Genomic DNA, 22,758 nt, shown 5'->3' with positions numbered 1-22,758 from the left:
CGTTAAGGGCTTGGAAAGGCGGGTCTGCCAGTCTGGCGGGGCCATGACCGATGTCGCACAGCCCTCCGCCCCGCTGCCGCCCGACCAGGCGGCCCTGATCAGCGAAAGCTTTGCCCTGGTGCTTCCTGTGAAGGCGCGGCTCGCGCTGCGGGTCTACGAGCGCTTCTTCGAACTGGAACCGCAGACGCGCCATTTGTTCAGTGCCGATCTGGCCGGGCAACGGGCCAAGATCATGCAGGCCCTGTCCTACACGGTGCGGGCCACGGGGTCGGATGCGGATCTGATCCGCCTGGCGGAGGGGCTTGCGCGCTCTCATGCCCGGTTCCATATCTCCGAAGACCAGCTGTGCCACATGGCCATGGCCATATTGGGCGCGTTCGGCGATTGTCTGGGAGACGCGTTTACATCGGAGATGCAGTGCAGCTGGCAGGCAGCCTTCGATCGGTTCCTGCCGATGATTGTCGCCGCCCAGGATCGGCTCGACGCCGCCGGATAGGGGGCTCAGCGCGCGGCTTCGGCAGCAGCCCGGATGGCGCGGATGTTCTCGCCGTAAACCTGCGGTTGCGCAACCGAGCCGCCCTTGAAGACAGCCGATCCCGCCACCAGCACATCGGCCCCCGCCGCCGCCACAAGGGGGGCGGTTTCGGTGGTCACGCCGCCGTCGATCTGGATATGGATCGGCCGGTCGCCGATCATCTGCCGCAGCCGGCGGGTTTTCTCGACGCCCGAATGGATGAATTTCTGCCCGCCAAAGCCGGGGTTCACCGTCATGATCAAGACCATGTCCACAAGGTCGAGCACATGTTCGATGCTGTCCAGCGGCGTGCCGGGGTTCAGGCTGACGCCTGCCATCTTGCCCGTGGCCTTGATCGCCTGAAGGGTGCGGTGGATATGCGGCCCCGCCTCGACATGGGCGGTGATCATGTCGGCGCCCGCCTCGGCATAGGCCTCGACATAGGGGTCGACCGGCGCGATCATCAGGTGCACGTCCATGAAGGTTTTGACATGCGGGCGGAAGGCCTTAACCGCAGGCGGGCCGAAGGTGAGGTTGGGCACGAAATGCCCGTCCATCACGTCCACATGGACCCAATCGGCGCCCTGGTCCTCGATGGCACGGATCTCCTGGCCAAAATTGGCGAAATCGGCAGACAGGATCGACGGGGCGATCTTGATGGAGCGGTCGAAGGGCATGGGCGGCGTCCTCTTGCATTGGTTGGCGCGGGGTTAACGTCCGCACGCGGTTTGATCAAGGGCGGGGGACGGCTTTTCGAAAAGCCGTTGGAAGCGGTTTCGAAACCGCTTGTCACGGGCTTTGCAAAGCCCGTCCCCGCGCCTAGCCGTGATGGGCCGCGACGGTCTTGAGCACGGAGAAGCCGTAAAGGGCCTCGAACCCCTTTTCGCGCCCATGGCCGGAATGGCCCACCCCGCCGAAGGGAAGTTCCACGCCTCCCGCCGCCCCGTAATTGTTGATGAAAACCTGCCCCGCGCGCAGCTTCTTCGCCATCCGCATGCAGCGCCCGCCATCCTTTGACCAGACCGAGGCGACCAGCCCGTATTCCGTGCCATTGGCAATCTCGACCGCGTGATCCTCGTCGCGGAAGGGGATGATCACCTGAACAGGCCCGAAGATCTCGTCCTGCGACAGGCTGTGATCCGGCCCTACGCCAGAGATCAGGGTGGGGGCAACATAGTGCCCGCCCGCCGGCGCGTCCTCGACAATCCGTCCCCGGCTGAGAATGTGGTTTTCGTCCGTCATCGCGAGGAAGCTTTCGACGATCTCCTTCTGGCGTGCCGAAATCAGCGGGCCCACATTCAGATCATCCAACGCAGGCCCCACCTTCAGCCCGTCATAGGCCGCCGCCATATGGGTGCAAAGCTCGTCATAAAGGCTCTCATGCACCAGGATCCGCGACGAGGCCGAGCAGGTCTGGCCCGCGTTCTGGATGCCTGCGTTCACAAGGAAGGGCAGCGCTTTTTCAAGATCCGCATCCTCGAACACCACCTGCGGGGACTTGCCGCCAAGTTCCAGCGTCACGGGCACGATGTTCTGCGCCGCCGCTGCCTGCACCAGCTTGCCGACGCCAACCGACCCGGTGAAGGACAGGTGCTTGACGCCCTTATGCGCGGTCAGGGCCGCGCCTGCTTCTTCGCCCAATCCCGGCACCACGTTCAAAGCGCCATCGGGCAGCCCCGCCTGTCGGGCGAGGTCCGCGAAGGCCAGCGCCGACAGGCAGGCCTCTTCCGCCGGTTTCAGCACGCAGGCATTGCCCATGGCCAAAGCCGCGCCCACGGACCGGCCAATGATCTGCATCGGGTAGTTCCACGGCACGATATGCCCCGTCACCCCATGCGGTTCGCGTAAGGTGTAGACGGTAAAGCCGTTCTGGAACGGGATCGTCTCGCCCATCAGCTTGTCAGCCGCGCCCCCGTAGAATTCCATGTAGCGGGCCAGCGCGATCGCGTCGTTCTTGGCCTGCGCCAGCGGCTTGCCCACGTCGGTTGCCTCGATCTCAGCCAGTGCGTCCACTTTCTGGGTGATGAGCCACGACAGCCGCATCAGGATGCGCCCCCGCTCGGCGGCGGTCAGCGCGCCCCATTCGCCTGCCAGTACCTCCTCCGCGGCGCTGACCGCGTTGTCGATATCTACCGCATTGCCCCGCGCGATGCGGCCGATTTCTTCGCCGGTCGAGGGGTTTTCCAGCGGCAGCGTCTCGCCGCTGGCGGGCAGGAACCAGCGGCCCCCGATGAACACTTCTGCGGGGTCGAACCAGAGCTGCATGGGATCAGTCCTTTCGTGCATAGTCGGGCAGGCGCGGCGCGGCGGCCAGAAGGGCCTGCGTGTAGGGATGTTCGGGGGTGGCGAAGACGGTGTCTGTCGGGCCTTCCTCCACGATCTGCCCGGCCTGCATCACCATCACCCGGTCGGTGATCGCACGCACGACGGTCAGGTCGTGGGAAATGAACAGATAGCTCAGCCCCATGCGGTCCTGAAGATCGGCCAGCAGGTCGAGGATCTGGGCGCGGACGCGGACATCGAGGGCCGACACGGCCTCGTCGAGAACAAGGATCTTCGGATGGGTGATCAGCGCCCGCGCAATGGCGATGCGCTGACGCTGGCCGCCGGAAAACTCGTGCGGGTATTTGTCCATGTCGGCGGCTTGCAGCCCCACGGCTTCCAGTGCCTTGGCGACCTCGGCCTTCTGTTCAGCGCGAGAAGGTTTTGCGGGCAGCAGGTGGTAGGGCTCGGCCACCAGATGCTCCACCGTCCAGCGGGGGTTGAAGCTGCCATACGGGTCCTGGAACACGACCTGGATACCCGCGCGCATGGCGTGGGGCATGGCGGGGGAAATGGCGTTGCCAAGGGCCCGGATCTCGCCGCCCTGAATGGGGTCAAGGCCGAGAATGGCGCGAGTAAGCGTGGATTTCCCACAGCCGGATTCGCCCACCAGCCCGAGGCTCTCGCCCTCCTTCAGCGTCAGGCTGACATCGTTCACCGCGTGGATGGCATCACCCCGGCGCAAAAGGCCGATCCGCGGGCCGGGGTAGTGGCGGTCGATGGCCTGTCCGGTCAGCAGGGGGGCGCCGGCGGGGCGGGGGGTGCGCCCCGGTCGGTGATGCGAGGCCTCGAAAAGCGCGCGCGTATAGGCGTGGCGCTGCTGGCTCAGCACGTCGCGGGTCGCGCCCTGTTCGACGATCTCTCCGGTTTTCATCACCGCCACATGGTCGGCCATGTCTGCCACGACGGCAAGGTCGTGGGTGATGAGAAGGAGCGCCATGTCTTCTTCGTCGACCAACCCGCGCAGGAGGTCGAGGATCTGCGCCTGCGTGGTGACGTCAAGCGCGGTGGTGGGTTCATCGGCGATCAGCAGCCGGGGGCGGAGCGCGATGGCGGTGGCGATGCAGACACGTTGCCTCTGGCCACCCGACAACTCATGCGGGTAGCGGTCCAGCGCGATCTGCGGCAGGCCCACGCGGTCGAGTTTTTGCCGGGCGACATCGAGGGCATCGGAACGGCTGGCCGCCCCGTGGATGCGCAGGGTCTCGGCCACCTGATCGCCGATGGTGCGCACGGGGTTGAGCGCCGTCATCGGCTCCTGAAAGATCATGCCAAGCTGATTGCCGCGCAGGGTGCACATCTCGGCCTCTGGCCGGTCCAGCAGGTCGATCCCGTCAAGGCTGGCTCGCCCGCTGGTGCGTGACCCGTCCGGCAAAAGCTGCATCAGCGCCAGTGCCGTCATCGACTTGCCCGACCCGCTTTCGCCTACCAGCCCGAAGGTCTTCCCCGGTTCCATGGCGAAGGACACGTCGCGCAGGATGGGCGTGCCGTGAATGTCGAGCGACAGGCGGTCCACTTCGATCATTGACGGACCCTCCGCAACCTTGGGTCCAGCATGTCGCGCAGCCCGTCGCCCATGAGGTTGAGCCCCAACACCATCAGCACGATGGCCAGCCCCGGCAGCACCGCCAGCATCGGGTGGGTGTAGATCATCGTTTGCGCGTCCGACAGCATTCGGCCCCAGCTTGGGGTGGGGGGCTGCACGGAGAGGCCCACATAGGACAGGGCGGCTTCCGCGAGGATGCCAAGGGAAAACTGGATTGTCGCCTGCACGATCAGCAGGTTGGCGATATTGGGCAGGATATGTTCTGCGCTGATCCGCGCCTTGCCCTTGCCCGCCACGCGGGCGGCGAGGATGTAGTCGAGCGTCCAGAGGCTGAGCGCCCCACCCCGCGCGACACGCGCGAAGACAGGGATGTTGAAGATGCCGATGGCGAGGATCGCGTTGAAGGCAGAGGGGCCGAAAACGGCGGTGATCAGGATCGCGATGACGAGGCTGGGGAAGGCGAAGATCAGGTCGTTGCCGCGCATAATGACCTCATCCAGCAGGCTGCCCCGCGTGGCGGCAGCGGCAAGGCCGAGGGGCACGCCGATGATCACGCCGATACCGACGGCGACCAATGCGACGGCCAAAGACACCCGCGCGCCCACCATGAGCATCGACAGCAAGTCGCGCCCAAACTGATCGGTGCCGAGCAGGAATTCAGCGGAGGCCGGTTGCAGCCGCTGCGAGATCACCAGTTGCTCCACGTCATGGGGCGTCCAGACGAAGGACAGCAGTGCCATGGCGAGAAACACCGACGACAGCACCGCGCCGAGGATCAGGGGGACGGGCAGGCGGCTCATGCGCGGCGCCTCAGGCGGGGGTCGGCAATCGCATAGGCGATGTCAACGAGGAAGGTGACGACGATCACCGCAAAGACCAGCAACATGGTGACGGATTCCACCACCACCAGATCGCGCTGCGTGATGCCCTGGAAAATCAGCCGCCCGAGGCCGGGCAGGAAAAACACGTTTTCGATGATGATCGCACCCGCCAGCAGGAAGGAGAATTGCAGCCCGATGATTGTCAGCACCGGAATGAGCGCATTGCGAAGCGCGTGGCGTAAAAGCGCCTGACGGCGGGAAAGCCCCTTGGCCCGCGCGGTGCGCATGTAATCCTGCGCCAGTGTCTCAATGAGGGCAGACCGCATGACACGGGCGAGGATCGCCGCCTGCGGCAAGGCCAGGGCGACCGAGGGCAACAGCAACGACTTGAGGGCCAGCAAAGGCTCCTCCCACCCCGGAAAACCGCCCGCGCTGAACCAGCGCAGGTTCACGGCGAAGACCAGCACCAGTAGCATCCCGAACCAGAAGTTGGGAATCGCGATGCCAAGCTGCGTGCCGCCCATGATCCCGTAATCCGCCGCCCGCCCCCGGTTCGCCGCCGCCAGCAGCCCGACCGGGAAGGCGATGACCGTGGACAGGATCAGGGACAGAACGGCCAGCGGCAAGGACACCCACAGCCGGTCCGCCACAAGCTCCGCCACCGGAACGCGGTAGGTGTAGGAGGTGCCGAAATCACCCTGAATCATGCCTGCGATCCACGCGAGGTAGCGCTCGGCCTTGGAGCCATCGAGCCCCAGATCGGCGCGCAGCGCCTGCACCGTCGCCTCATCCGCGTTGAGCCCGAGCATGAACGCCGCCGGGTCGCCGGGGATGACCTCGATCACCGTGAAGATGACGAGGCTCGCGACGATCAGGCTGAGAGACAGCGAGAGAAGGCGGCCAAGGATATAGCGCAGCATGGTCGCCACCTTAGAGAAACGGCAGCGGTTGGAAAGGGGTTAAGCGCGCCTTCCACGGCGGGATTTCAGCCGCTCATGCGCGGTTTTGGTGCCGTCATGGAAGGTGCCGAACCACTTGTCCCAGGGCATTTCCAGATTGCCGTAGTTCACCTCGAAATAGCGGTGGTGCATCTGGTGGTGGAAGGTGCCAAGCGCGAGGCGTTTCCTGTCCTCCACCAGCAGGCTTTCATAGCCGGTGTGGGAGGTCGCTGCGGTCAGCGCTTGATGCTGCATGTGAAAGAGGATGTGCAGTGGATGCGCTGGCACAATCAGGTGAATGAGGATCGAGCTGAAGAAGATCAGGTGTTCGACCGGGTGCATCGACAGGCCCGACCATGGCCCCACATTGACATTGCGGTGATGCAATGCGTGGGCGATCCGGTAGAGCGGCCCCCAGTGCAGCGCCCGGTGCACCCAGTAGAAATGGAAGGAAATCCACACCGGAGTCAGCAGGAACCACAGCACAAAGATCACCGGATGCTCGGCAGGGGACAGGATCGGCGCATAGCCGTTGCCCATGGCCCAGAACATCAGCACCTCATAGGCCGTCCAGAAGCCGACGCCGCTGCCAAGGCTCCAGAACATGTTGTCGCGCACCTGCCCGCCGAAGGTGAACTGGCGGCCCTTCACCATCAGGTCGCGCGGGTCGAATTTCAGCCGCTCGCCCTGTGCCTTGCGCATGTAGAAGAACCAGTGAAGCGACCCGGCCACGAGGATCATCAGCGCCATGTTCCTCAGCCACAGGCCGAAGATCCAGCCGGGCGCGAGCGTTGCCGTGACCTCCAGCGGCGGCTGAAACCAGAGCCAGCTGATCGTGGCCAGTGCCAGCACCAGAACGTTTTCCGCGATGCCAAGCCAGCGCGCGGCGAGCCAGCGGGCCATGCGGACGGGGTCGGGCGGCCAGCTGAAGAAAGGCGAGACCTGGATGGGCACGTCTGGAACATGGTTCCAGCCGGGGATGCGGTCGGCATTGTCCTGCATGATGGGTCTCCTGTTTCGCGGGCCTAACCTGCCATGCGGTCAAACACCGGAAAATTAGTATTATCAGCTCATGAAACCCTGATTCGGAGATGATATGCCCTCCTCCCCCCGCCTCTCCCTGCGCGCGATGGCGGCCTTTGCCGCAACGGTCGAGGCAGGCTCAATCGCGGGCGCGGCGCGGCAATTGAACATCGCGGCCTCTGCCGTGGCGGCGGCGGTGGATCAGGTCGAGGCCGAGGTGGGCGCGGCGCTGCTTGTGCGGACACGGGCCAAGGGGATTGCGCCGACCGGGGAGGGCCGGGAGCTTGCGGTGCGGTTCCGGGCGTTGCTGGAGGATTGCGACAGCGTGCTTGAGGATGCGCGCGCCGGGGCGGCGACGCTCTCGGGCCACTTGCGGATCGGATATTACGCACCGGTTGCGCCCGCCTTCCTGCCTGGTCTGCTGATTCCGCTGCAACGGGCGAATCCGGGGTTGGAGGTCACATTGACCGATTGTTCCGCAGACGAGGCGCAGGCGGCGCTGCTGGCCGGGCGGCTCGACCTGATCCTCTTTGCCGCCGCGCCTGTCCGGGCCGGGATCGTGACGCGCAAGCTGCTGGACCTGCCGCCATACGCTCTGGCCCCGCTCGGTCATCCGATCACGCGCGGGGGCGCAACACTGGCCGATATGGCGGCCTATCCGCTGGTGCTGCTCGACCGGCCGGTGGCGGAGCCCTATGTGACGGCCCTGTTCCGCGACCGGGGCCTTGCGCCCCGGATCGCCGCGCGCGCCAACACGACCGAGATGGTGCGCAGCATGGTGGGCGCGGGGGCGGGGCTCGCTGTTCTGAACATGCGGCCGCGAACGGACCGGTCCTATGCGGGCGACGGCCTGTCCGCGGTGCCGCTTTCGGGTGACCTGCCTCCGATCCGGCTGCTTCTGGGCCGGGCAGAGGGGCGGCCCAAGCGGGCGGTGGCGGTGGTGCAAGACCTGCTGCTGGCCTGGGCAGAGGGGCCGAAAGCGCGCGAGTTGATCGTGTCGCAAAAAGGCTAGCGGGCGCGGGCTGAATCACGCTATAGCGCGGATCAGGCAGGGGCGATGGCGTCGCCCCGGCGGCATGGCCGCTTGCCTGCGGGCCCTCCCCGCGACCGCCCTGTACGCCGGGGCCTTGGTCATATGAAGGAATTTCCCATGGACCGTCCCGAATTCTACCGCCTGCACAATGGCGACAAACCTGCCCTTCAGTTCACCCAAGCCGAATATGACGCCCGCCTGATGGGCCTGCGCGCGATCATGGACGCCCATGGCGTCGATGCTGCCGTCATGACGTCGATGCACAACATCGCCTATTACTCGGGCTTTCTCTATTGCGCCTTCGGGCGGCCCTATGCGCTGGTTGTAACCGCGTCCGAGGCCGTGACCATCAGCGCCGGGATTGATGCCGGTCAGCCCTGGCGGCGGGGCGCGACCGACAACATCACCTATACCGACTGGAAGCGCGATAACTTCTGGCGGGCGATCCTACATGTGACAGGTGAAGGAAAGGTTATCGGGTGCGAGGCCGACCACCTGACATTGCTGCAACAGGGCAAGATGCGGTCCTTCCTGAACCCGTCCTCCGAGGTCGATCTCGCGGGCCACACCATGCAGCAGCGGATGCGCAAGTCTGCGGCCGAGATTGAGCTGATCCGGGCTGGTGCCGCCGTTGCCGACGTGGGCGGATACGCCATTAAAGACGCCGTAAAACAAGGCGTTAGAGAGATTGACGTGGCCATGGCGGGGCGCGACGCTATGGAGCTGGAAATCGCCCGCCGCTACCCCGATGCCGAGTACCGCGACACCTGGGTCTGGTTCCAGTCCGGGATCAACACCGACGGCGCGCATAACCCTGTCACGGGCCGGGTGCTGCAGCGGGGCGATATCCTCAGCCTCAACACCTTCCCGATGATCTCGGGCTACTACACGGCGCTGGAACGCACCATGTTTGTCGAGGAGGTGGACGACGCCTCTCTGGCCTATTGGGAGGCCAATGTGGGCGCCCATGAATATGGCATGAGCCTGCTGAAACCGGGCGTGTCCTGTTCTGATGTTACCCATAAAATCAATGACTTCTTCGCGGAGCGGAACCTGCTGCAATACCGCAGTTTCGGCTATGGCCACAGCTTCGGCGTCCTCTCGCATTACTACGGTCGTGAGGCGGGGCTGGAGCTGCGCGAAGACATCGACACGGTGCTGGAACCGGGCATGGTGATTTCCATGGAGCCGATGATCACTATCCCCGAAGGCCAGCCCGGCGCGGGCGGATATCGGGAACATGATATCCTGATCATCACCGAGGATGGGGCCGAGAATATCACCGGCTACCCCTACGGCCCCGGCTTTAACGTCGTGGGCTAAAAAAAGGGGGGTGCCCCCCGTACACCGGGCGTACACCCCCTGTACACCCCCCGTACAGACGGAATGGCATTTGCGAAGCCGGGCCTTGTGCCCGGGTTTGTTGCGGTGGAAGGCCCCTCAAGGGCCTTGTCTCTCCCCCTTGTCGGGGGGAGAGTGGCCACTGACCGCAGCCCGGAGAACGATCTCACACGATGCGCAGCTTCCTCAGCCTCGACCTTCCCGACACCTGCCGCGATCCGCTTTTACGGATGGTGGGGGGCCTCAAGGCCGGGCGGGTGGTGCCTTGGGAGAACCTGCATGTGACGCTCTCGTTTCTGGATGACCAGCCCGAGGAGCGGCTGGAGGAGTTGCATATGGCGCTGGAGCCCCTGCGGCTGCCCGCGCCCGAGTTGCGCTTTGCGGGGATCGACTGGTTCGGGCCGGGCAAGGCGCGGATGCTGGCGGCACTGGTGGAGCCGGTGCCGGAGCTGGTGGCGCTACAGGCAGCGGTCGAACGACAGGCCCGCCGGGTGGGTATGCAGCCCGAACGGCGCGCGTTCAGACCGCATGTGACGCTGGTGCGCTTCGGGCGGCATATGTCGGAGGGCGAGGCGGCGGCGCTGCAAAGCTTCCTCGCAGCGCCGCCGGTGGTGGAGGTGCCACCAGAGCGCGCCACCAGCTTCTCGCTTCAGGGGTCGACCCTCACCGATCAGGGCGCACGGTATGAGGCATTGGCGGTTTATCCGCTGGTCTGACCGGGTGGTGCGCGACATTTCGCGATCAAGGCGTGGGCATGTATAGTCGCCCCCATAGAACACTATTTTCAGGCCGATCCATGAAAAGATTTGTTTTCGTTTTATCGCAGCTTCTGGCGACGACCGCCTGGTCGCAGGACCTTATGCCCTTGCCACCAACCATTCAGCTGGCTCCTGTCCCCGAATTCAATTTCCAGCCCGAATTCGACATGCCGGAGCGCACGGTGCTGCCCGAGGTCCCGGACAGCGGCACCTATCCCGGCGGATTGGTTGACCCGTTCATATATCTCTCACCCCTCTGTGATGACGGGCAGGGGTTCGGTCAGCCGCAGACCAGGCCGGAGATAGAAAGGGCCTTTGCAGGGGCAGCTGCGTTTTTCAGCTATCACTGCCCGCTGTTTGAGGAGGCCGCGGCGGCGCTGATGTCGGCCCCGCCGGGGACTGAAACGCCGCTCCTGCCCGAAATCACGGCCTTCGGCGGCTTTGCGTCCCTGACACAAGAACTGGCCTTGCTGGCCTTGCATATCGAGATCGGGGCGGACCCGACCCCCCGCCTTGCACGGGCGGCTGAGATCACCCGCATCCGGTTGTTGGGGGATGATGTCGAAGCGCTGCCGGGGGTTACGCTCAGCGTTGCTTCTGCCGGGACGCCGACCGGTCAGCCGCTGGCCCTGCCGCTGCCGGACGGGTTCCGCGCCCGTCATGCCGAGCTGATGCGCGCCACGGTGACGGCGTCGACCCAAGCGGAGGTCGACTCGCTTCGCTTCTCGACCCGTGGTGCGGAGGTGCGGATCGTCGGGCCCGAGGGCTGCACGCTGGCCTCCTGCGTGGTGCCGGTGATGGGCGGGCAGGCCTCTGTGACCTATGAGTTCGAAGAACCGTTGCCGGATCACACGACGCTGGAACAATGGGCCGATCTGACGATTCATGTCGAGGCCTGGCATGAGGGCACATGGCAAGAGGCCGCGAGCGAGCGCACATCGCTGCAATTCGCCCGCTGCAATGCCGCGCTGACCGAAGAGCTGACCCATGCAACGCTCTACGCCGAGATCCGGGACCGGCTCTTTGCTCTGACCTTGCCCATCGAGGGGATGACGGGTCAACGCCTGACGGACGACCCGCAATATCCCAGTTCACCCGATTTCGGGCCGGACCCGGAGTTTCATCCCGGCGATATTGACGATTTGCAGCCTGATCCCCGGACCGCGACGTTGGTGGCGCATCTAGACGAGGTGGCCGAGATGCGGGGGCTCGACCTCTATCTCGCGGCCAATTCGGATATGACCGGGGGCCTTCATGAAGCAATTGGCGGGATTGATGATTTTCGCGGCATGACCCGGTGTTCGCAGCCCGAGCGCGAGGCCGCCATTGCCCGGATCGAAGATCAGTTGACGATTGTCAGGCGAAACCTAGACCTGTGGGAACTTCGTCATCTGAGCGCGGAATCAGGGGCATACAACTGGCGGCTAAGATATGAGCGCGGGATGAACTGGTTCGATGCCACGCGCATGACTGAGGGGGAACCACTCGATCCGACGCTGATGGCCTATCTGACCGAGGTGGGCGTGGATTCGTCGGTTTTCCGGGCGCAGAGGTCTTTGGTTGGCATCATCCGTGTCGCACTGAACTACACCGTCGGCCCAGAAACCGCAGGCGAGGTGATGGGCCCGGCCGCCATCTTTACCGCCATCCGAGAGACAATTCGCGTCGGCGAAGCGCTGATGGACCTGGAAACGCTCTTCGACCTGCGCGCCGAGATGCGTGAGGCCCTGGGCTGGATGGAAATGGAGGCCTATTTCCGCATCTTGGTCGCCCGTTACCAGCTTGCCGAAGAGGATCTGGTGCTAGCCCGTGACCGGCTGCAGGAACACTGGCGACGCAACTGCATCTGCTGGCAGCCGCCTGCGGGCTAGAGGTGATTACTCGGGCTGCACCATCGCCGCTTCCCATTCCTCGATGAACTGCCGCCGTTTCAGCCGGTCGAGATAGACCAGAAGGCCGGGGCCAAGCTGGATGGGCCGCAGGCTGGCGTTTTCGGAGAGGCGCGCAGGGGTGATGCCGGGGAAGGCGAAGCGCCCGCCGCCTTCTGTCCAGGCGGTTTCGATCAGGTGGTCGATGAAGCGCCCGGCCTCCTCCGGCGCTTCGGCATTGGCGGGGACCAGAACCGTGCGCATCATAACGGTGGTGAAATCCTCGGGCGCGATAATGTGGATGCGGTCATGCAGGTCTTCGCGCACCTGCGCGTAGCTGCCGAGCACATTGTAGGCCACCGCGATGCGGCCAGAGGCGACGTCTTCGATCATGTCCGACGAGCCCCGGTAGAGCTGCGTTTGCAAGCCCCCCATCACCTGCGCCAGACGCCAGAAGGTTTCCGACGTGCGTCCGTCCTGGGTGGCAAAAAGATACCCAAGTCCGCTTTCGCGCACGTCATAGGTGCCGATGCGTTCGCGGAACCGGTCGGGGTGGTCACGCAGGGCGGTGATCAGCTCTTGCCGTGTGCGGGGCAGGTCGATATCCGCGAAATCGGCGCGCGAGAGCACCATGGTCGCCGGTTCCTGTGTGAAGGCGAAGACCCGGTCGCGCCAGATTGCCCATTCCGGCAGGCTGCCCGTGGCACCGGAGCGGTAGGGCAGGGCCAGCCCGTCATTGGCGAGCTTGATCTGCAGGTCCATGGCCGAGGAAATGGCAAGGTCGAAGCGTTCGCCCTCGTCTTGCAGGGCGACCATGATCTCGGACGAGCTGACCACGAAGTAATCCACCGCGATGCCGGGGTTCAGGGCCTGGAAGGCGGTGATGAAGGGGGCGAAGAGATCCGCATCGGCGGTGGAGATCACCCGCAATTCAGCCGTCTGGTTTGCCGCGGGGAACTGCATGTTCTCTTCGATTTCGAAGGCGAGGGCAGGCAGGGCTGACAGGATCAGCGCAAGGGAAGAGATAAACGCACGCATGCGCCGGGGCCTCCTTCGGTATTGGCGATGGTCAGGGTGCCGCCATGGGCGCGGGCGACCTCATCGGCGATGGTCAGGCCAAGGCCCGAGCCGATGACGCCGGTGGCGTTTTCGCCCCGCGCGAAGCGGCCTGTCAGGGCATCGGCCCCGGTCGCGGGAAAGCCGATGCCCCGGTCGCGGATGGTCAGGGTGGCGTTTGCTTCGTCTCGGGTGAGGGCCACGTCGATGGGGGTCTCGGGGGGGGCGTATTTGATGGCGTTGTCCAGAAGGTTGCGAACGGCGTTCTGGATCAGGATCGTGTCGCCCATCACCTCCTGCTCTTCGCTGGCCTCGAAACGCAGGTCCATATCCTTGAGCTCCGCCACCGGGCGCAGCCGGTCCACGAGGTCGGCCACCAGCGGGCGCAGGGCGACGGGCGACAGTTCCAGCTGGTCGGCGCGCAGGGACACCATGGCGTGGTCCAGAAGCTGCCCTGCCGCGCGGCTGCTCTCATCAATGGCGCGGATCATTTCGCGCAGGGACACGCGGTTTTCTTCCTTGCTGACGCGGCGCAGCGTGTTTTCGCCATGGGCGCGGACGGTGGCGAGCGGGGTGCGGACGCGATGCGCGGCCTCGGCGATGAAATCCTCGGTCCGGGTCAGGGCGGCGGAAAGCCGGGCGATGAGGCTGTTGAGCGAGGCCACCAGCGGGCGCATCTCGCTTGGCACCTCTGCCACAACCGGGCGCAGATCCTGCGGTCCGCGACGCGATACCGATTCGGCCAGCCGCGACAGCGAGGCGGCAGTGCTGCGCCCGGCCAGTACCGCCAGCAGGGCAGAGGCGGCGAAGAAGCCGAAGCCGAGCAGAACGGTCATCCTGAGGATGCGGGCCAGAACGTCGGCCTGCGCGTCGCGGGTCTGGCCAACCGTCACGTCGATCCTTGTGGGTGTGCCCCCGACCGAGACGCGGCGGGTCAGCGTGGCGATGCGCAATTCTTCTCCGCGATAGGTGACGGTATCGAAGGCCGGACCGGTGCCCTGATCCTGCCGGGCGCTTGGCAGGTCGTCATAGCCGGTCAGCCCGGCACCGTCCTGGGTGATGCGATAGAACACCCGGTCGTCGACGGAGTTGTCCAGCATGGTGAAGGCGGAATAGGGGATGTCGACGCTGATATTGCCCGACTGGACGGTGGTGGCATCGAGAATCGAGGTGGCCGAGGCGGACAGGATCCGGTCCTGCGATTCCGCGCCGATCTGGCGGGCGAAACTGTAGACGATCAGGAACAGAACCAGCGCCATTACCGCCGCGCCGGTCAGCAGTTGCAGCGTCAGCCGAAGACGGATCGAGCCGGGGGCGCGAAAGGGCCACATCAGGGCACCGCCAGCCGGTAGCCGAGCCCGCGCACGGTGACGATGGACACGTCGCTGCCCTCCAGCTTCTTGCGCAGGCGGCCCACATAGACCTCGATGGCGTTCTCGGACACGTCCTCGTCATAGGAAAACAGCCGGTCCACCAGCTTGGGTTTGGGGATGATCTGGCCCGGTGCGCCGAAGAAGACCTCCAGCAGGCGCAGTTCTCGATTGCGCAGGGGAATGACCCGGTCGCCATTCGTCAGCGTGCCCTCAAGCGCGTTGAAGGCGACATTGCCGAATCGTTTCACGTTGGTCGCGGTGCCGGTCCGGCGACGCAGAACGGCGCGGCAGCGGGCCTCCAGTTCCGCGAAATCGAAGGGCTTGGGGATGTAGTCATCGGCCCCCATGTCGAGCGCGCCAACCCTGTCCGACACCTCGGATCGGGCGGTCAGGACGATCACGGGCGTGTCCTTTCCCCGAGCGCGCTGCGCGTTCAGAAAGTCGCGGCCATCGCCGTCGGGCAGCATGATATCCAACAAAATCAAGTCGTAATCGGTGGCGGAGATGTAGTCCTCGGCCATGCCCAGATCGCCTGCGTGATCCACGACATGGCCATCCAGCGCCAGCCGGTCCAGCACGGCGGCGGCGAGTTGCTGGTTATCTTCTACAAGAAGGAACCTCATCGGCGGGGCGGGCCTTTCTCTGCGCGTGACAGGTGAATGTCAGGTTTGGGTGCTTTCCTTCAGTCATGGGCACTCGCCCCTCTTTGTCAAACTGGGAGGAGACAATGATGAAAATGAACCTGACCCGTCGGGCCTTTGCGGCTGCGGCGGTTGCCGCGATGAGCCTCGGCACCCCTGCACTGGCCGATGGTCACCAGCAGATGGACAGCATCCACTTCCTGATCCCCGGTGGCGCCGGCGGTGGCTGGGACGGCACCGCGCGCGGCACCGGCGAGGCGCTGGTGAACTCGGGTCTCGTCGGCACGGCCAGCTTCGAGAACATGTCCGGCGGCGGCGGTGGCGTGGCCATTGCCCACCTGATCGAGAACGCAGAGTCGAGCCAGGGCACGCTGATGGTGAATTCCACCCCCATCGTGATCCGCGCCCTGACCGGTGAAATCGCACAGAGCTTCCGCGACCTGACGCTGGTTGCCGGCACCGTTGGCGACTACGCCGCGCTTGTCGTTTCCGCCGACAGCCCGCTGAGCTCGATGGACGAGGCCCTGGCAAACTATCGTGAAAGCCCGATGGACTTCGCCATTGGCGGCGGTTCGGTACCGGGCGGCATGGACCACCTGGTGGCGGCCATCGTGATGCAGGCTGCGGGCGAAGACCCGACCGCCTTCAACTATATCGGCTATGACGCCGGTGGCGAGGCCATGGCCGGGCTTCTGTCGGGCGAGATCGACGCGCTGTCCACCGGCTTCTCGGAAGCGGTGGCACTGGCCGAACAGGGCGAAGTGCGCATCCTCGGCGTGACCGCGCCCGAGCGTGTGGCCGCCTATGACGCCGCACCGACCTTCGCCGAGCAGGGCATCGACGCCCAGTTCGTCAACTGGCGCGGCTTCTTCGCGGCTCCGGGCATGCCCGAAGAGACCGTCTCCGCCTATCAGAACCTGCTGGCCACCATGATGGACACTCCGGAATGGGAAGCCGTGCGCGCGCGCATGGGTCTGGTCAACATCTTCCGTCCCGGTGACGAGTTCGAAGCCTTCCTTGAAGCGCAGGAAACCCAGATCGGCGACCTGATGCGGGATCTCGGCTTCCTCTAAGCCCTGCCCTGAACCACGCCCCCGGTCGGCCAGAGGCTGACCGGGGGAATACGCCCCGGACCGCGATCCGGACCGAGATTCGGGCGGCCGCCCTTCCGCGCACCGCGCCGCTCTGGCCCCACCCCGCCCGCCTCAATCGAAAACGGAGGAATGACACATGGCGCTTGATCGCTGGATCGCGCTGGCATTCGTGGCGATCTGCTGCGTCTATGGCTATGCCGCCTTCTTCACCATGGATCACCTGTTGCCGCCGATCCTTCAGCGCAACCCGATCTGGCCTTCGACCTTCCCCAAGATCCTTGCAATCGCGGGCGTCATCGTCGGCCTGTTCGTCCTTCTTTCCCCCAAACCCGCGCCGAAGGACGGCGAAGAGGCCAAGGACGGGGTGATCGATCTGAGCCGCATCGGGGACTATCACGTCGGGCAGGCCATCGCCCTGCTGGCGCTGATGGTCGCCTATGCGATGACCCTGCGGTCGCTCGGGTTTCTGGGGGCCACAATCGGGTTCCTTGTTCTCGGAGGGACGATCCTCGGGGAACGCAAGTTTCACATCATGATCCCCGTCGCGGCCATTGCCGCGGGGTCGATCTGGTATCTGGTGCAGGAGGTGCTTGGCATCTACCTGAGCCCGCTGCCCAGCTTCCTGTAAGGAGACAGCACGATGCTTGAAGGTCTTCTGCTCGGTCTGAGCGCCGCCGTCACCCCGGTGAACCTGATGATGGTGGTGTTCGGGTGCGTCATCGGCACGCTGATCGGCATGTTGCCCGGTCTCGGGCCGATGTCGATCATCGCGATCATGATCCCCGTGGCCATCGGCCTGGGCGATCCGACGGCGGCCCTGATCCTGCTGTCCGGGGTCTATTACGGGGCCATCTTCGGCGGCTCCACCTCGTCGATCCTGCTGAACGCGCCGGGGGTCGCGGGCACGGTTGCGACCAGTTTCGACGGCTATCCCATGGCCCGGAAGGGCATGGCGGGCAAGGCGCTGACCATCGCCGCCATCGCCAGCTTCGCGGGCGGCACCATCGGCGCGATCCTGTTGATGATCTTCGCGCCGGCCCTGTCCAGCGTGGCCCTGCTGTTCCATTCGGCGGAATATTTCGCGTTGATGGTGGTGGGCCTGTCGGCCATCGCCGCCTTTGCGGGCACCGGCCAGGTGGGCAAGGCGCTGATGATGACGATCCTCGGCCTGATCATGGGCACAGTGGGCGAGGGCGCCCTGTCCAACATGCCGCGCTTCACCTTCGGGGTGATGGAGCTGCAATCGGGCTTTTCCTTCATCACGCTGGCCATGGCGATGTTCGCCCTGCCCGAGGCACTGTTCCTGGTGATGAACCCGGCCCGCGCGGCACAGGGGGAAAGCGGCAAGATCACCGGCCTGCGGATCAGCCGCTCCGAGGCGAAGGCGATTACCCCCGTGATCGGGCGGCAGTCGCTGCAGGGCTTCTTCATCGGCGTGCTGCCGGGGGCGGGGGCGACCATCGCCTCGTTCCTGGGCTACGCGGTGGAGCGCAACATCGCCAAGGGCGAGGAACAGGCGGAATTCGGCAAGGGCTCGGTCAAGGGGCTTGCGGCCCCGGAAACCGCGAACAATGCCGCCTGTACCGGGTCGTTCGTGCCGCTTCTGACGCTTGGCATTCCGGGCTCGGGCACCACGGCGATCCTGCTTGGTGCGCTCATCGCCCTGAACGTCACGCCGGGGCCACGGCTGATGACCGACACGCCGGAGGTGTTCTGGGCGGTCATCATCTCGATGTATATCGGCAACCTCGTGCTTCTGGTGCTGAACCTGCCGCTTATTCCCTATATCGCGAAGATCCTCGCGATTCCGCGCAACTACCTGATCCCGTTCATCCTGTTCTTCACCCTGATGGGGTCCTATATCGGCCAGAACAACTCGACCGAACTGCTGTTGCTGGTGGGCTTCGGGGTGGTCGCGACGATCCTGCGGTTTGCGGATTACCCGCTGGCGCCGCTGCTGATCGGCTTCATCCTAGGGACGATGCTGGAAGACAATTTCGCACGGGCCATGCAGCTTTATCGCGGGTTCGGCTTCATCCTGGAACGCCCGATGACCCTGGCACTGCTGGTCATCGCCGCGCTGCTGGTCGTTGTGCCGAGCTACCGGGCCCGGCGCGCACGGCTGCGGGCCGAGGGGGTCGCGGACGACTGAGCGGTTTCGCTGCCTTCGGCATCGATCCGGGGGCGGCCCTCGTCAGGCCCCTCCGGGGCCCTCCTCGGGCCGCGTTGCCACGGATGGGTGGTGAGGGAGTCGCGATAACCAAACGATCCGCCGGAGGCACCGTTGCGTGCCTCCGGCGGGAGTATTTGGCGCCAAGAAGAAACTCAGTAGGGATTCTTCGGGGAACGGTCAGCGGACAGGGTCTGCTGGCGGCGTTCGACCAGAAGCTCGATCGCATCGGCGAGATGTTTTTCCTGAATGTTGTAGTCGCCCGCCGCGACGCGCATCCGGTGCGCCTCGATCATCACATCGGCATGGGTGCAACCCACTGGCGGCTCGAACCGGTAGCAGGCCAGCTCGATCATCAGGCCCATCGGATCCTTGAAATAGATCGAATCCATGAAGCCGCGATCCTTGGGGCCGGAATGGCTGATCCCGCGTTCATCGAGCCGGGTCACGCATTGGCTGAACACGGCCTTGCTGACATTGAAGGCGATATGGTGGACGCAGCCGGGTTCCGTGGGGGTGCGGCGCGGATCGGGGGTGCGGTCTTCATTGGTGAAGATGGTGATGAGCCGCCCGTCGCCGGGATCGAAATAGAGATGGCCTTCGCGCGGATTGTCCAGATTGGGCTGGTCGAAGATGAAGGGCATGCCAAGTACCCCTTCCCAGAAATCAATCGAGGTCTGCCGGTCGGCACCGGTCAGCGTGATGTGGTGAACGCCCTGAACCTGTAGCTTGCGCATGGTATCGTCTCCCCTTCTGTTGGAGGGATGGTAACCCAAACGCGGCCAAAGCCAAATGCCGACTGGCGCAGGGGATCTGTGCGTCAGCCCCAGATATCGCCCACGCGGAAGCCGTGTTGGAATGGATCGGTGGGGTCGAGCATGTATTGGCTGGTGCCGTAGATCCAGGCCTGTCCGGCGATGCTGGGGATGATGGCGGGGTAGGGGCCGACCTGGGTCAGGCCCTCGATCCTTGCGGTGAAGGTGGTGCCGATGGGGCCTTCATTGATGTAGTCTTCACCGGGTTCCAGCAGGCCGCGGGCATGCAGGCAGGCCAGTTTCGCGCTGGTGCCCGTGCCGCAAGGGGACCGGTCGAGCGCGCCGGGAAGCGACAGGGGACTTGGCGGGGCCGAGACGCTGTTCGAGACCGTGACGGCGCTGCGCCCGTGGTTGCCGGCCTGCTGCGCGGGGCCGGTCAGTTGCGAGATCGTGGGGCCGGTGATGGCCGGGTTCTCGGGGTGGGTGACGGGCAGTTGCGCGGCGGCGGCGCGCCGCAGGGCCTCGCACAGGCGCACCATTTCTGCGCCGTTTTCCGGGGTCAGCTCCAGACCGAACTGGGCCGCGTCGGCGATGACATAGAACATCCCGCCCCAGGCCACATCGACGCGGGCCCGTCCATGGCCCTCGACCTCGATCTCCGCATCGAGATGCAGGGCGAAGGACGGCACGTTGTGAAAGGTGACGCGGGTGACCTTGCCGTCCTTGCACTCGGCACGGACCCGGATCAGCCCCGCCGGGGCCTCCAGCGTTAGCTCGGTCACCGGTTCAACCATCGGCAGGATGCCGGTTTCCAGCAGAACCGTCACGGTGCAGATGGTGTTCGAGCCCGACATGGGCGGGTATTCGGTCTGCTCCATGATGATGAAACCGGCATCCGCCGCCGGGTCGCAGGGTTCCACGAGGGCGTTGCAGCACAGCGCCGGGTTTCCGCGCGGTTCGCGCAGCATCAGCAGGCGGATATCGTCGGCATTTGCCTGCAACCACTGCATCTTTTCGAACACCGTCTGGCCGGGAATCGGTGGCAGGCCCCCGGTGATGACGCGACCCGGTTCGCCTTCGGCATGGGCTTCAACAGCGGTGATCATGCGAGAGAAGCGCATCGCGGGCCTTTCCTGTGCGGTTTTGCGGAGGCTAGGCTGCGCAATGACGTCGTGTCCAGCACCTGTTTGGGCGGGTCTTCACTGGTATCGGGGGGCAGGCTGCGGTATCTCCTGCCCAAGCCAAGGTGCAAAGGGACCATAATGACATTCGAGACCCCCGGGCCCGTCGAGACCGATTTCAAGGACGCGATCTCGCCCATCGAGGAGATCATCGAGGAAGCCCGGCAGGGCCGCATGTTCATCCTCGTCGATCATGAAGACCGAGAAAACGAGGGCGATCTTGTGATCCCCGCCAATTTCGCGACACCGGAGGCGATCAACTTCATGGCCACCCATGGGCGCGGGCTGATCTGCCTGACCCTGCCTGCAGAGCGGGTGGAGGAACTGGGCCTGCCGATGATGACGGTGAACAACTCCTCGCGCCACGAGACGGCCTTTACGGTGTCGATCGAGGCGCGGGAGGGCGTGTCTACCGGGATTTCCGCCGCCGACCGCGCCCTGACCGTGAAGACTGCGATTGACCCGCAATGCACCGCCGCTGATATCGCCACACCCGGTCATGTCTTCCCGCTGCGCGCGCGGCGTGGGGGGGTGCTGGTGCGCGCGGGCCATACCGAGGCGGGCTGCGACGTAGCGCGACTGGCGGGGCATTACCCGTCTTCGGTGATCTGCGAGATCATGAAGGAAGATGGCACCATGGCCCGGTTGCCTGATCTGGTGGACTATGCAAGGAAACACGGGCTGAAGATTGGCACGATCTCGGACCTCATTACCTATCGCTCGCGGAGCGATAACCTGGTCGTTGAGACGGCCCGCGATATGGTGACCTCTGAATTCGGTGGTGAATGGGAGATGCGGATTTTCACCGATCAGACCCATGGCGTTGAACATGTGGTGCTGGTGAAGGGGGACATCACCACCGATGAGCCGGTTCTGATCCGCACCCATGCGTTGCAGGCCGGGGCGGATCTGTTGGGACTGGGTCCGAAGCCGACCGCAGAGCTGCCGACCGCAATGCGGATCATTGCAGAGGAGGGCCGGGGGGCGATCTGCCTGATCCGTGCGCCCCGGAAAGAGGCTTTTGCGGCGGAAGATGAACACGGGCCCCGCACCATCAAGCGTACCGGATTGGGCGCGCAGATCCTGTCCAAGATGGGCCTGCACGAGCTGATCCTTCTGACCGACTCGCCCTCGACCCGCTATCTGGGTCTCGACGCCTTCGGGCTTTCCATCGTGGGCACGCGCCCGATCATGAAAGGCTGACACTATGGCTGGTTCCGAATCCCACTACACGCTGCCCCTGCCGTCCTTTGACAAGCCGGTGAAAGTGCTGATCGTCGTCGCGCCCTATTACAAGGATATCGCCGACAACATGATCGCGGGTGCGATTGCGACGCTGGACGAGGCGGGCGCGGATCATGAGATCATCGAAGTGCCCGGCGCGCTGGAGGTGCCCACGGCGATCCGCATCGCCTATCGGCAGGCCAATTTCGACGGGTTCGTCGCCATCGGTTGCGTGATCCGGGGCGAGACCACCCATTATGACACGGTCTGCAATGACAGTTCCCGCGCGATCCAGCTTCTGGGGCTGGAAGGGGCCTGCATCGGCAATGGCATCCTGACCGTGGAAAACCGCAAACAGGCGGAAGTGCGCGCCGATCCCGCCGATCAGAACAAGGGCGGCGGGGCTGCTGCGGCGGCGCTCCACCTTATCGCGTTGACGCGGAAGTTCGCAGCGCCTAAAGGCGGCATCGGATTCAAACCGGCGGGCAGCGAGATGCTGATTGCCGGCGATGCAAAAGGACCAAGCCGCGCATGACCACCCAAAAGGGCCCCACGAAAGACGAAAAGCGCCAGATGAAATCGGCGGCCCGGCTTTACGCCGTGCAGGCGCTCTTCCAGATGGAGGCCGCGGGGCAAACGGTGGAGAAGGTGCGCCGCGAGTTCTTCGATTTCCGTTTCGGACAGGAAGTGGCGGGCGAGGAATTGGCCGAGGCCGATCCCGACCTCTTCACCAAGCTGCTGGATGACGCGGTGAACTGGCAGGCGAAGATCGACCAGATGACCGACCGGGCGCTTGTTGCGAAATGGCCGATTGCACGCATCGACCCGACGATCCGGGCCTTGTTCCGGGCTGCGGGGGCGGAGCTGCTGGACTCGGCGACACCACCCAAGGTGGTGATTACCGAGTTCGTGGACGTCGCCCGCGCCTTCTTTCCCGAAGGGCGCGAGCCGAAATTCGTGAATGCCGTTCTTGACCACATGGCGCGCGAAGCCCGGCCCGAGGCGTTCTGAGACGGAAAACTCTTCCAGAAGAGTTTTCCGGTCTGCAAATTTTTCCAGAAAAATTTGGTGCTTGGAAGAATTTTCTGGAAAATTCTTCC

At 64.8% G+C, this 22,758-nt stretch carries 22 protein-coding genes; 11 read left to right on the top strand and 11 right to left on the bottom strand.

What is annotated here, in order from left to right:
- Positions 1 to 43 precede the first annotated feature (43 nt).
- Positions 44 to 496 (top strand): globin domain-containing protein, encoded by a 453-nt coding sequence (locus RBB16_RS04085; RefSeq protein WP_306044938.1) that lies wholly within the window; start codon positions 44 to 46, stop codon positions 494 to 496.
- Positions 497 to 501: 5 nt separating this feature from the next.
- On the opposite strand, the gene rpe is transcribed toward RBB16_RS04085, so the two are convergent.
- The 6 genes from rpe to RBB16_RS04055 form a co-directional block, all read right to left on the bottom strand.
- Entirely contained in the window at positions 502 to 1,191 is a 690-nt protein-coding gene (rpe, locus tag RBB16_RS04080) for a ribulose-phosphate 3-epimerase (protein WP_306044937.1), read from the bottom strand.
- Positions 1,192 to 1,333: 142 nt separating this feature from the next.
- Entirely contained in the window at positions 1,334 to 2,779 is a 1,446-nt protein-coding gene (locus RBB16_RS04075) for an aldehyde dehydrogenase family protein (protein ID WP_306044936.1), read from the bottom strand.
- Between the two features lie 4 nt (positions 2,780 to 2,783).
- Positions 2,784 to 4,361 (bottom strand): ABC transporter ATP-binding protein, encoded by a 1,578-nt coding sequence (locus RBB16_RS04070; RefSeq protein ID WP_306044935.1) that lies wholly within the window; start codon positions 4,359 to 4,361, stop codon positions 2,784 to 2,786.
- Complete coding sequence (locus RBB16_RS04065; protein WP_306044934.1) at positions 4,358 to 5,182, bottom strand: ABC transporter permease; 825 nt, start codon at positions 5,180 to 5,182, stop codon at positions 4,358 to 4,360. The genes RBB16_RS04070 and RBB16_RS04065 overlap by 4 nt, the downstream gene beginning before the upstream one ends.
- Positions 5,179 to 6,123: an ABC transporter permease gene (locus tag RBB16_RS04060; protein ID WP_306044933.1), complete on the bottom strand. Its 945-nt coding sequence runs from the start codon at positions 6,121 to 6,123 to the stop codon at positions 5,179 to 5,181. The genes RBB16_RS04065 and RBB16_RS04060 overlap by 4 nt, the downstream gene beginning before the upstream one ends.
- Before the next feature lie 39 nt (positions 6,124 to 6,162).
- Entirely contained in the window at positions 6,163 to 7,143 is a 981-nt protein-coding gene (locus RBB16_RS04055; RefSeq protein WP_306044931.1) for a sterol desaturase family protein, read from the bottom strand.
- A 94-nt stretch (positions 7,144 to 7,237) separates the two neighbouring features.
- Here RBB16_RS04055 and RBB16_RS04050 point away from each other — a divergent pair, with 94 nt between their 5' ends.
- The 4 genes from RBB16_RS04050 (at position 7,238) to RBB16_RS04035 (ending at position 12,167) form a co-directional block, all read left to right on the top strand.
- Positions 7,238 to 8,176, top strand: coding sequence for a LysR substrate-binding domain-containing protein (locus RBB16_RS04050; protein WP_306044930.1), 939 nt, complete (start codon positions 7,238 to 7,240; stop codon positions 8,174 to 8,176).
- Between the two features lie 138 nt (positions 8,177 to 8,314).
- A complete protein-coding gene (locus RBB16_RS04045; protein WP_306044929.1) occupies positions 8,315 to 9,520 on the top strand; it encodes a M24 family metallopeptidase in 1,206 nt (401 codons plus the stop codon).
- Positions 9,521 to 9,711: 191 nt separating this feature from the next.
- Complete coding sequence (gene thpR / locus RBB16_RS04040) at positions 9,712 to 10,254, top strand: RNA 2',3'-cyclic phosphodiesterase (RefSeq protein WP_306044928.1); 543 nt, start codon at positions 9,712 to 9,714, stop codon at positions 10,252 to 10,254.
- Positions 10,255 to 10,334: 80 nt separating this feature from the next.
- Positions 10,335 to 12,167, top strand: coding sequence for a hypothetical protein (locus tag RBB16_RS04035; protein ID WP_306044927.1), 1,833 nt, complete (start codon positions 10,335 to 10,337; stop codon positions 12,165 to 12,167).
- A 6-nt stretch (positions 12,168 to 12,173) separates the two neighbouring features.
- Here RBB16_RS04035 and RBB16_RS04030 read toward each other — a convergent pair whose 3' ends face one another.
- From RBB16_RS04030 to RBB16_RS04020, 3 genes are read right to left on the bottom strand one after another with little or no spacing between them, the layout of a single operon-like run.
- Positions 12,174 to 13,202 carry an ABC transporter substrate-binding protein gene (locus tag RBB16_RS04030; protein ID WP_306044926.1) on the bottom strand — a complete coding sequence of 343 codons (1,029 nt, stop codon included), beginning with the start codon at positions 13,200 to 13,202 and terminating at the stop codon, positions 12,174 to 12,176.
- Complete coding sequence (locus RBB16_RS04025) at positions 13,172 to 14,551, bottom strand: sensor histidine kinase (protein WP_306044925.1); 1,380 nt, start codon at positions 14,549 to 14,551, stop codon at positions 13,172 to 13,174. The genes RBB16_RS04030 and RBB16_RS04025 overlap by 31 nt, the downstream gene beginning before the upstream one ends.
- Complete coding sequence (locus RBB16_RS04020; protein ID WP_071690535.1) at positions 14,551 to 15,216, bottom strand: response regulator transcription factor; 666 nt, start codon at positions 15,214 to 15,216, stop codon at positions 14,551 to 14,553. The genes RBB16_RS04025 and RBB16_RS04020 overlap by 1 nt, the downstream gene beginning before the upstream one ends.
- A 107-nt stretch (positions 15,217 to 15,323) precedes the next feature.
- Between RBB16_RS04020 and RBB16_RS04015 the strand changes: the two genes are divergently transcribed.
- The 3 genes from RBB16_RS04015 to RBB16_RS04005 all read left to right on the top strand — a co-directional run bounded on the left by RBB16_RS04015 (position 15,324) and on the right by RBB16_RS04005 (position 18,480).
- The gene (locus RBB16_RS04015; RefSeq protein ID WP_306044924.1) at positions 15,324 to 16,307 is read left to right on the top strand and encodes a tripartite tricarboxylate transporter substrate binding protein; all 984 of its coding nucleotides are present in this window, start codon (positions 15,324 to 15,326) and stop codon (positions 16,305 to 16,307) included.
- A gap of 157 nt (positions 16,308 to 16,464) precedes the next feature.
- Positions 16,465 to 16,956: a tripartite tricarboxylate transporter TctB family protein gene (locus RBB16_RS04010; RefSeq protein ID WP_071690537.1), complete on the top strand. Its 492-nt coding sequence runs from the start codon at positions 16,465 to 16,467 to the stop codon at positions 16,954 to 16,956.
- Positions 16,957 to 16,968: 12 nt separating this feature from the next.
- Positions 16,969 to 18,480 (top strand): tripartite tricarboxylate transporter permease, encoded by a 1,512-nt coding sequence (locus tag RBB16_RS04005; RefSeq protein WP_306044923.1) that lies wholly within the window; start codon positions 16,969 to 16,971, stop codon positions 18,478 to 18,480.
- 173 nt (positions 18,481 to 18,653) lie between these two features.
- Here RBB16_RS04005 and RBB16_RS04000 read toward each other — a convergent pair whose 3' ends face one another.
- On the bottom strand, positions 18,654 to 19,235 hold the full coding sequence (locus RBB16_RS04000) for a VOC family protein (protein ID WP_306044922.1): 582 nt from the start codon (positions 19,233 to 19,235) through the stop codon (positions 18,654 to 18,656).
- Positions 19,236 to 19,318: 83 nt separating this feature from the next.
- Entirely contained in the window at positions 19,319 to 20,374 is a 1,056-nt protein-coding gene (locus RBB16_RS03995; RefSeq protein WP_306044921.1) for a proline racemase family protein, read from the bottom strand.
- A 141-nt stretch (positions 20,375 to 20,515) separates the two neighbouring features.
- Here RBB16_RS03995 and ribB point away from each other — a divergent pair, with 141 nt between their 5' ends.
- From ribB to nusB, 3 genes are read left to right on the top strand one after another with little or no spacing between them, the layout of a single operon-like run.
- Positions 20,516 to 21,637, top strand: coding sequence for a 3,4-dihydroxy-2-butanone-4-phosphate synthase (gene ribB, locus RBB16_RS03990; RefSeq protein WP_306044920.1), 1,122 nt, complete (start codon positions 20,516 to 20,518; stop codon positions 21,635 to 21,637).
- A gap of 4 nt (positions 21,638 to 21,641) precedes the next feature.
- Positions 21,642 to 22,193, top strand: a complete 552-nt coding sequence (locus RBB16_RS03985) for a 6,7-dimethyl-8-ribityllumazine synthase (protein WP_306044919.1) — start codon at positions 21,642 to 21,644, stop codon at positions 22,191 to 22,193.
- Positions 22,190 to 22,669, top strand: a complete 480-nt coding sequence (gene nusB, locus RBB16_RS03980) for a transcription antitermination factor NusB (RefSeq protein WP_306044918.1) — start codon at positions 22,190 to 22,192, stop codon at positions 22,667 to 22,669. The genes RBB16_RS03985 and nusB overlap by 4 nt, the downstream gene beginning before the upstream one ends.
- Positions 22,670 to 22,758 lie beyond the last annotated feature (89 nt).

The organism is Nioella sp. MMSF_3534 (assembly GCF_030732985.1).
In the GTDB taxonomy this organism is placed as follows: Bacteria; Pseudomonadota; Alphaproteobacteria; order Rhodobacterales; family Rhodobacteraceae; genus Nioella.
Note: the sequence above shows the minus strand (reverse complement) of the source record. Positions and strands in the feature narration are given on the sequence as shown.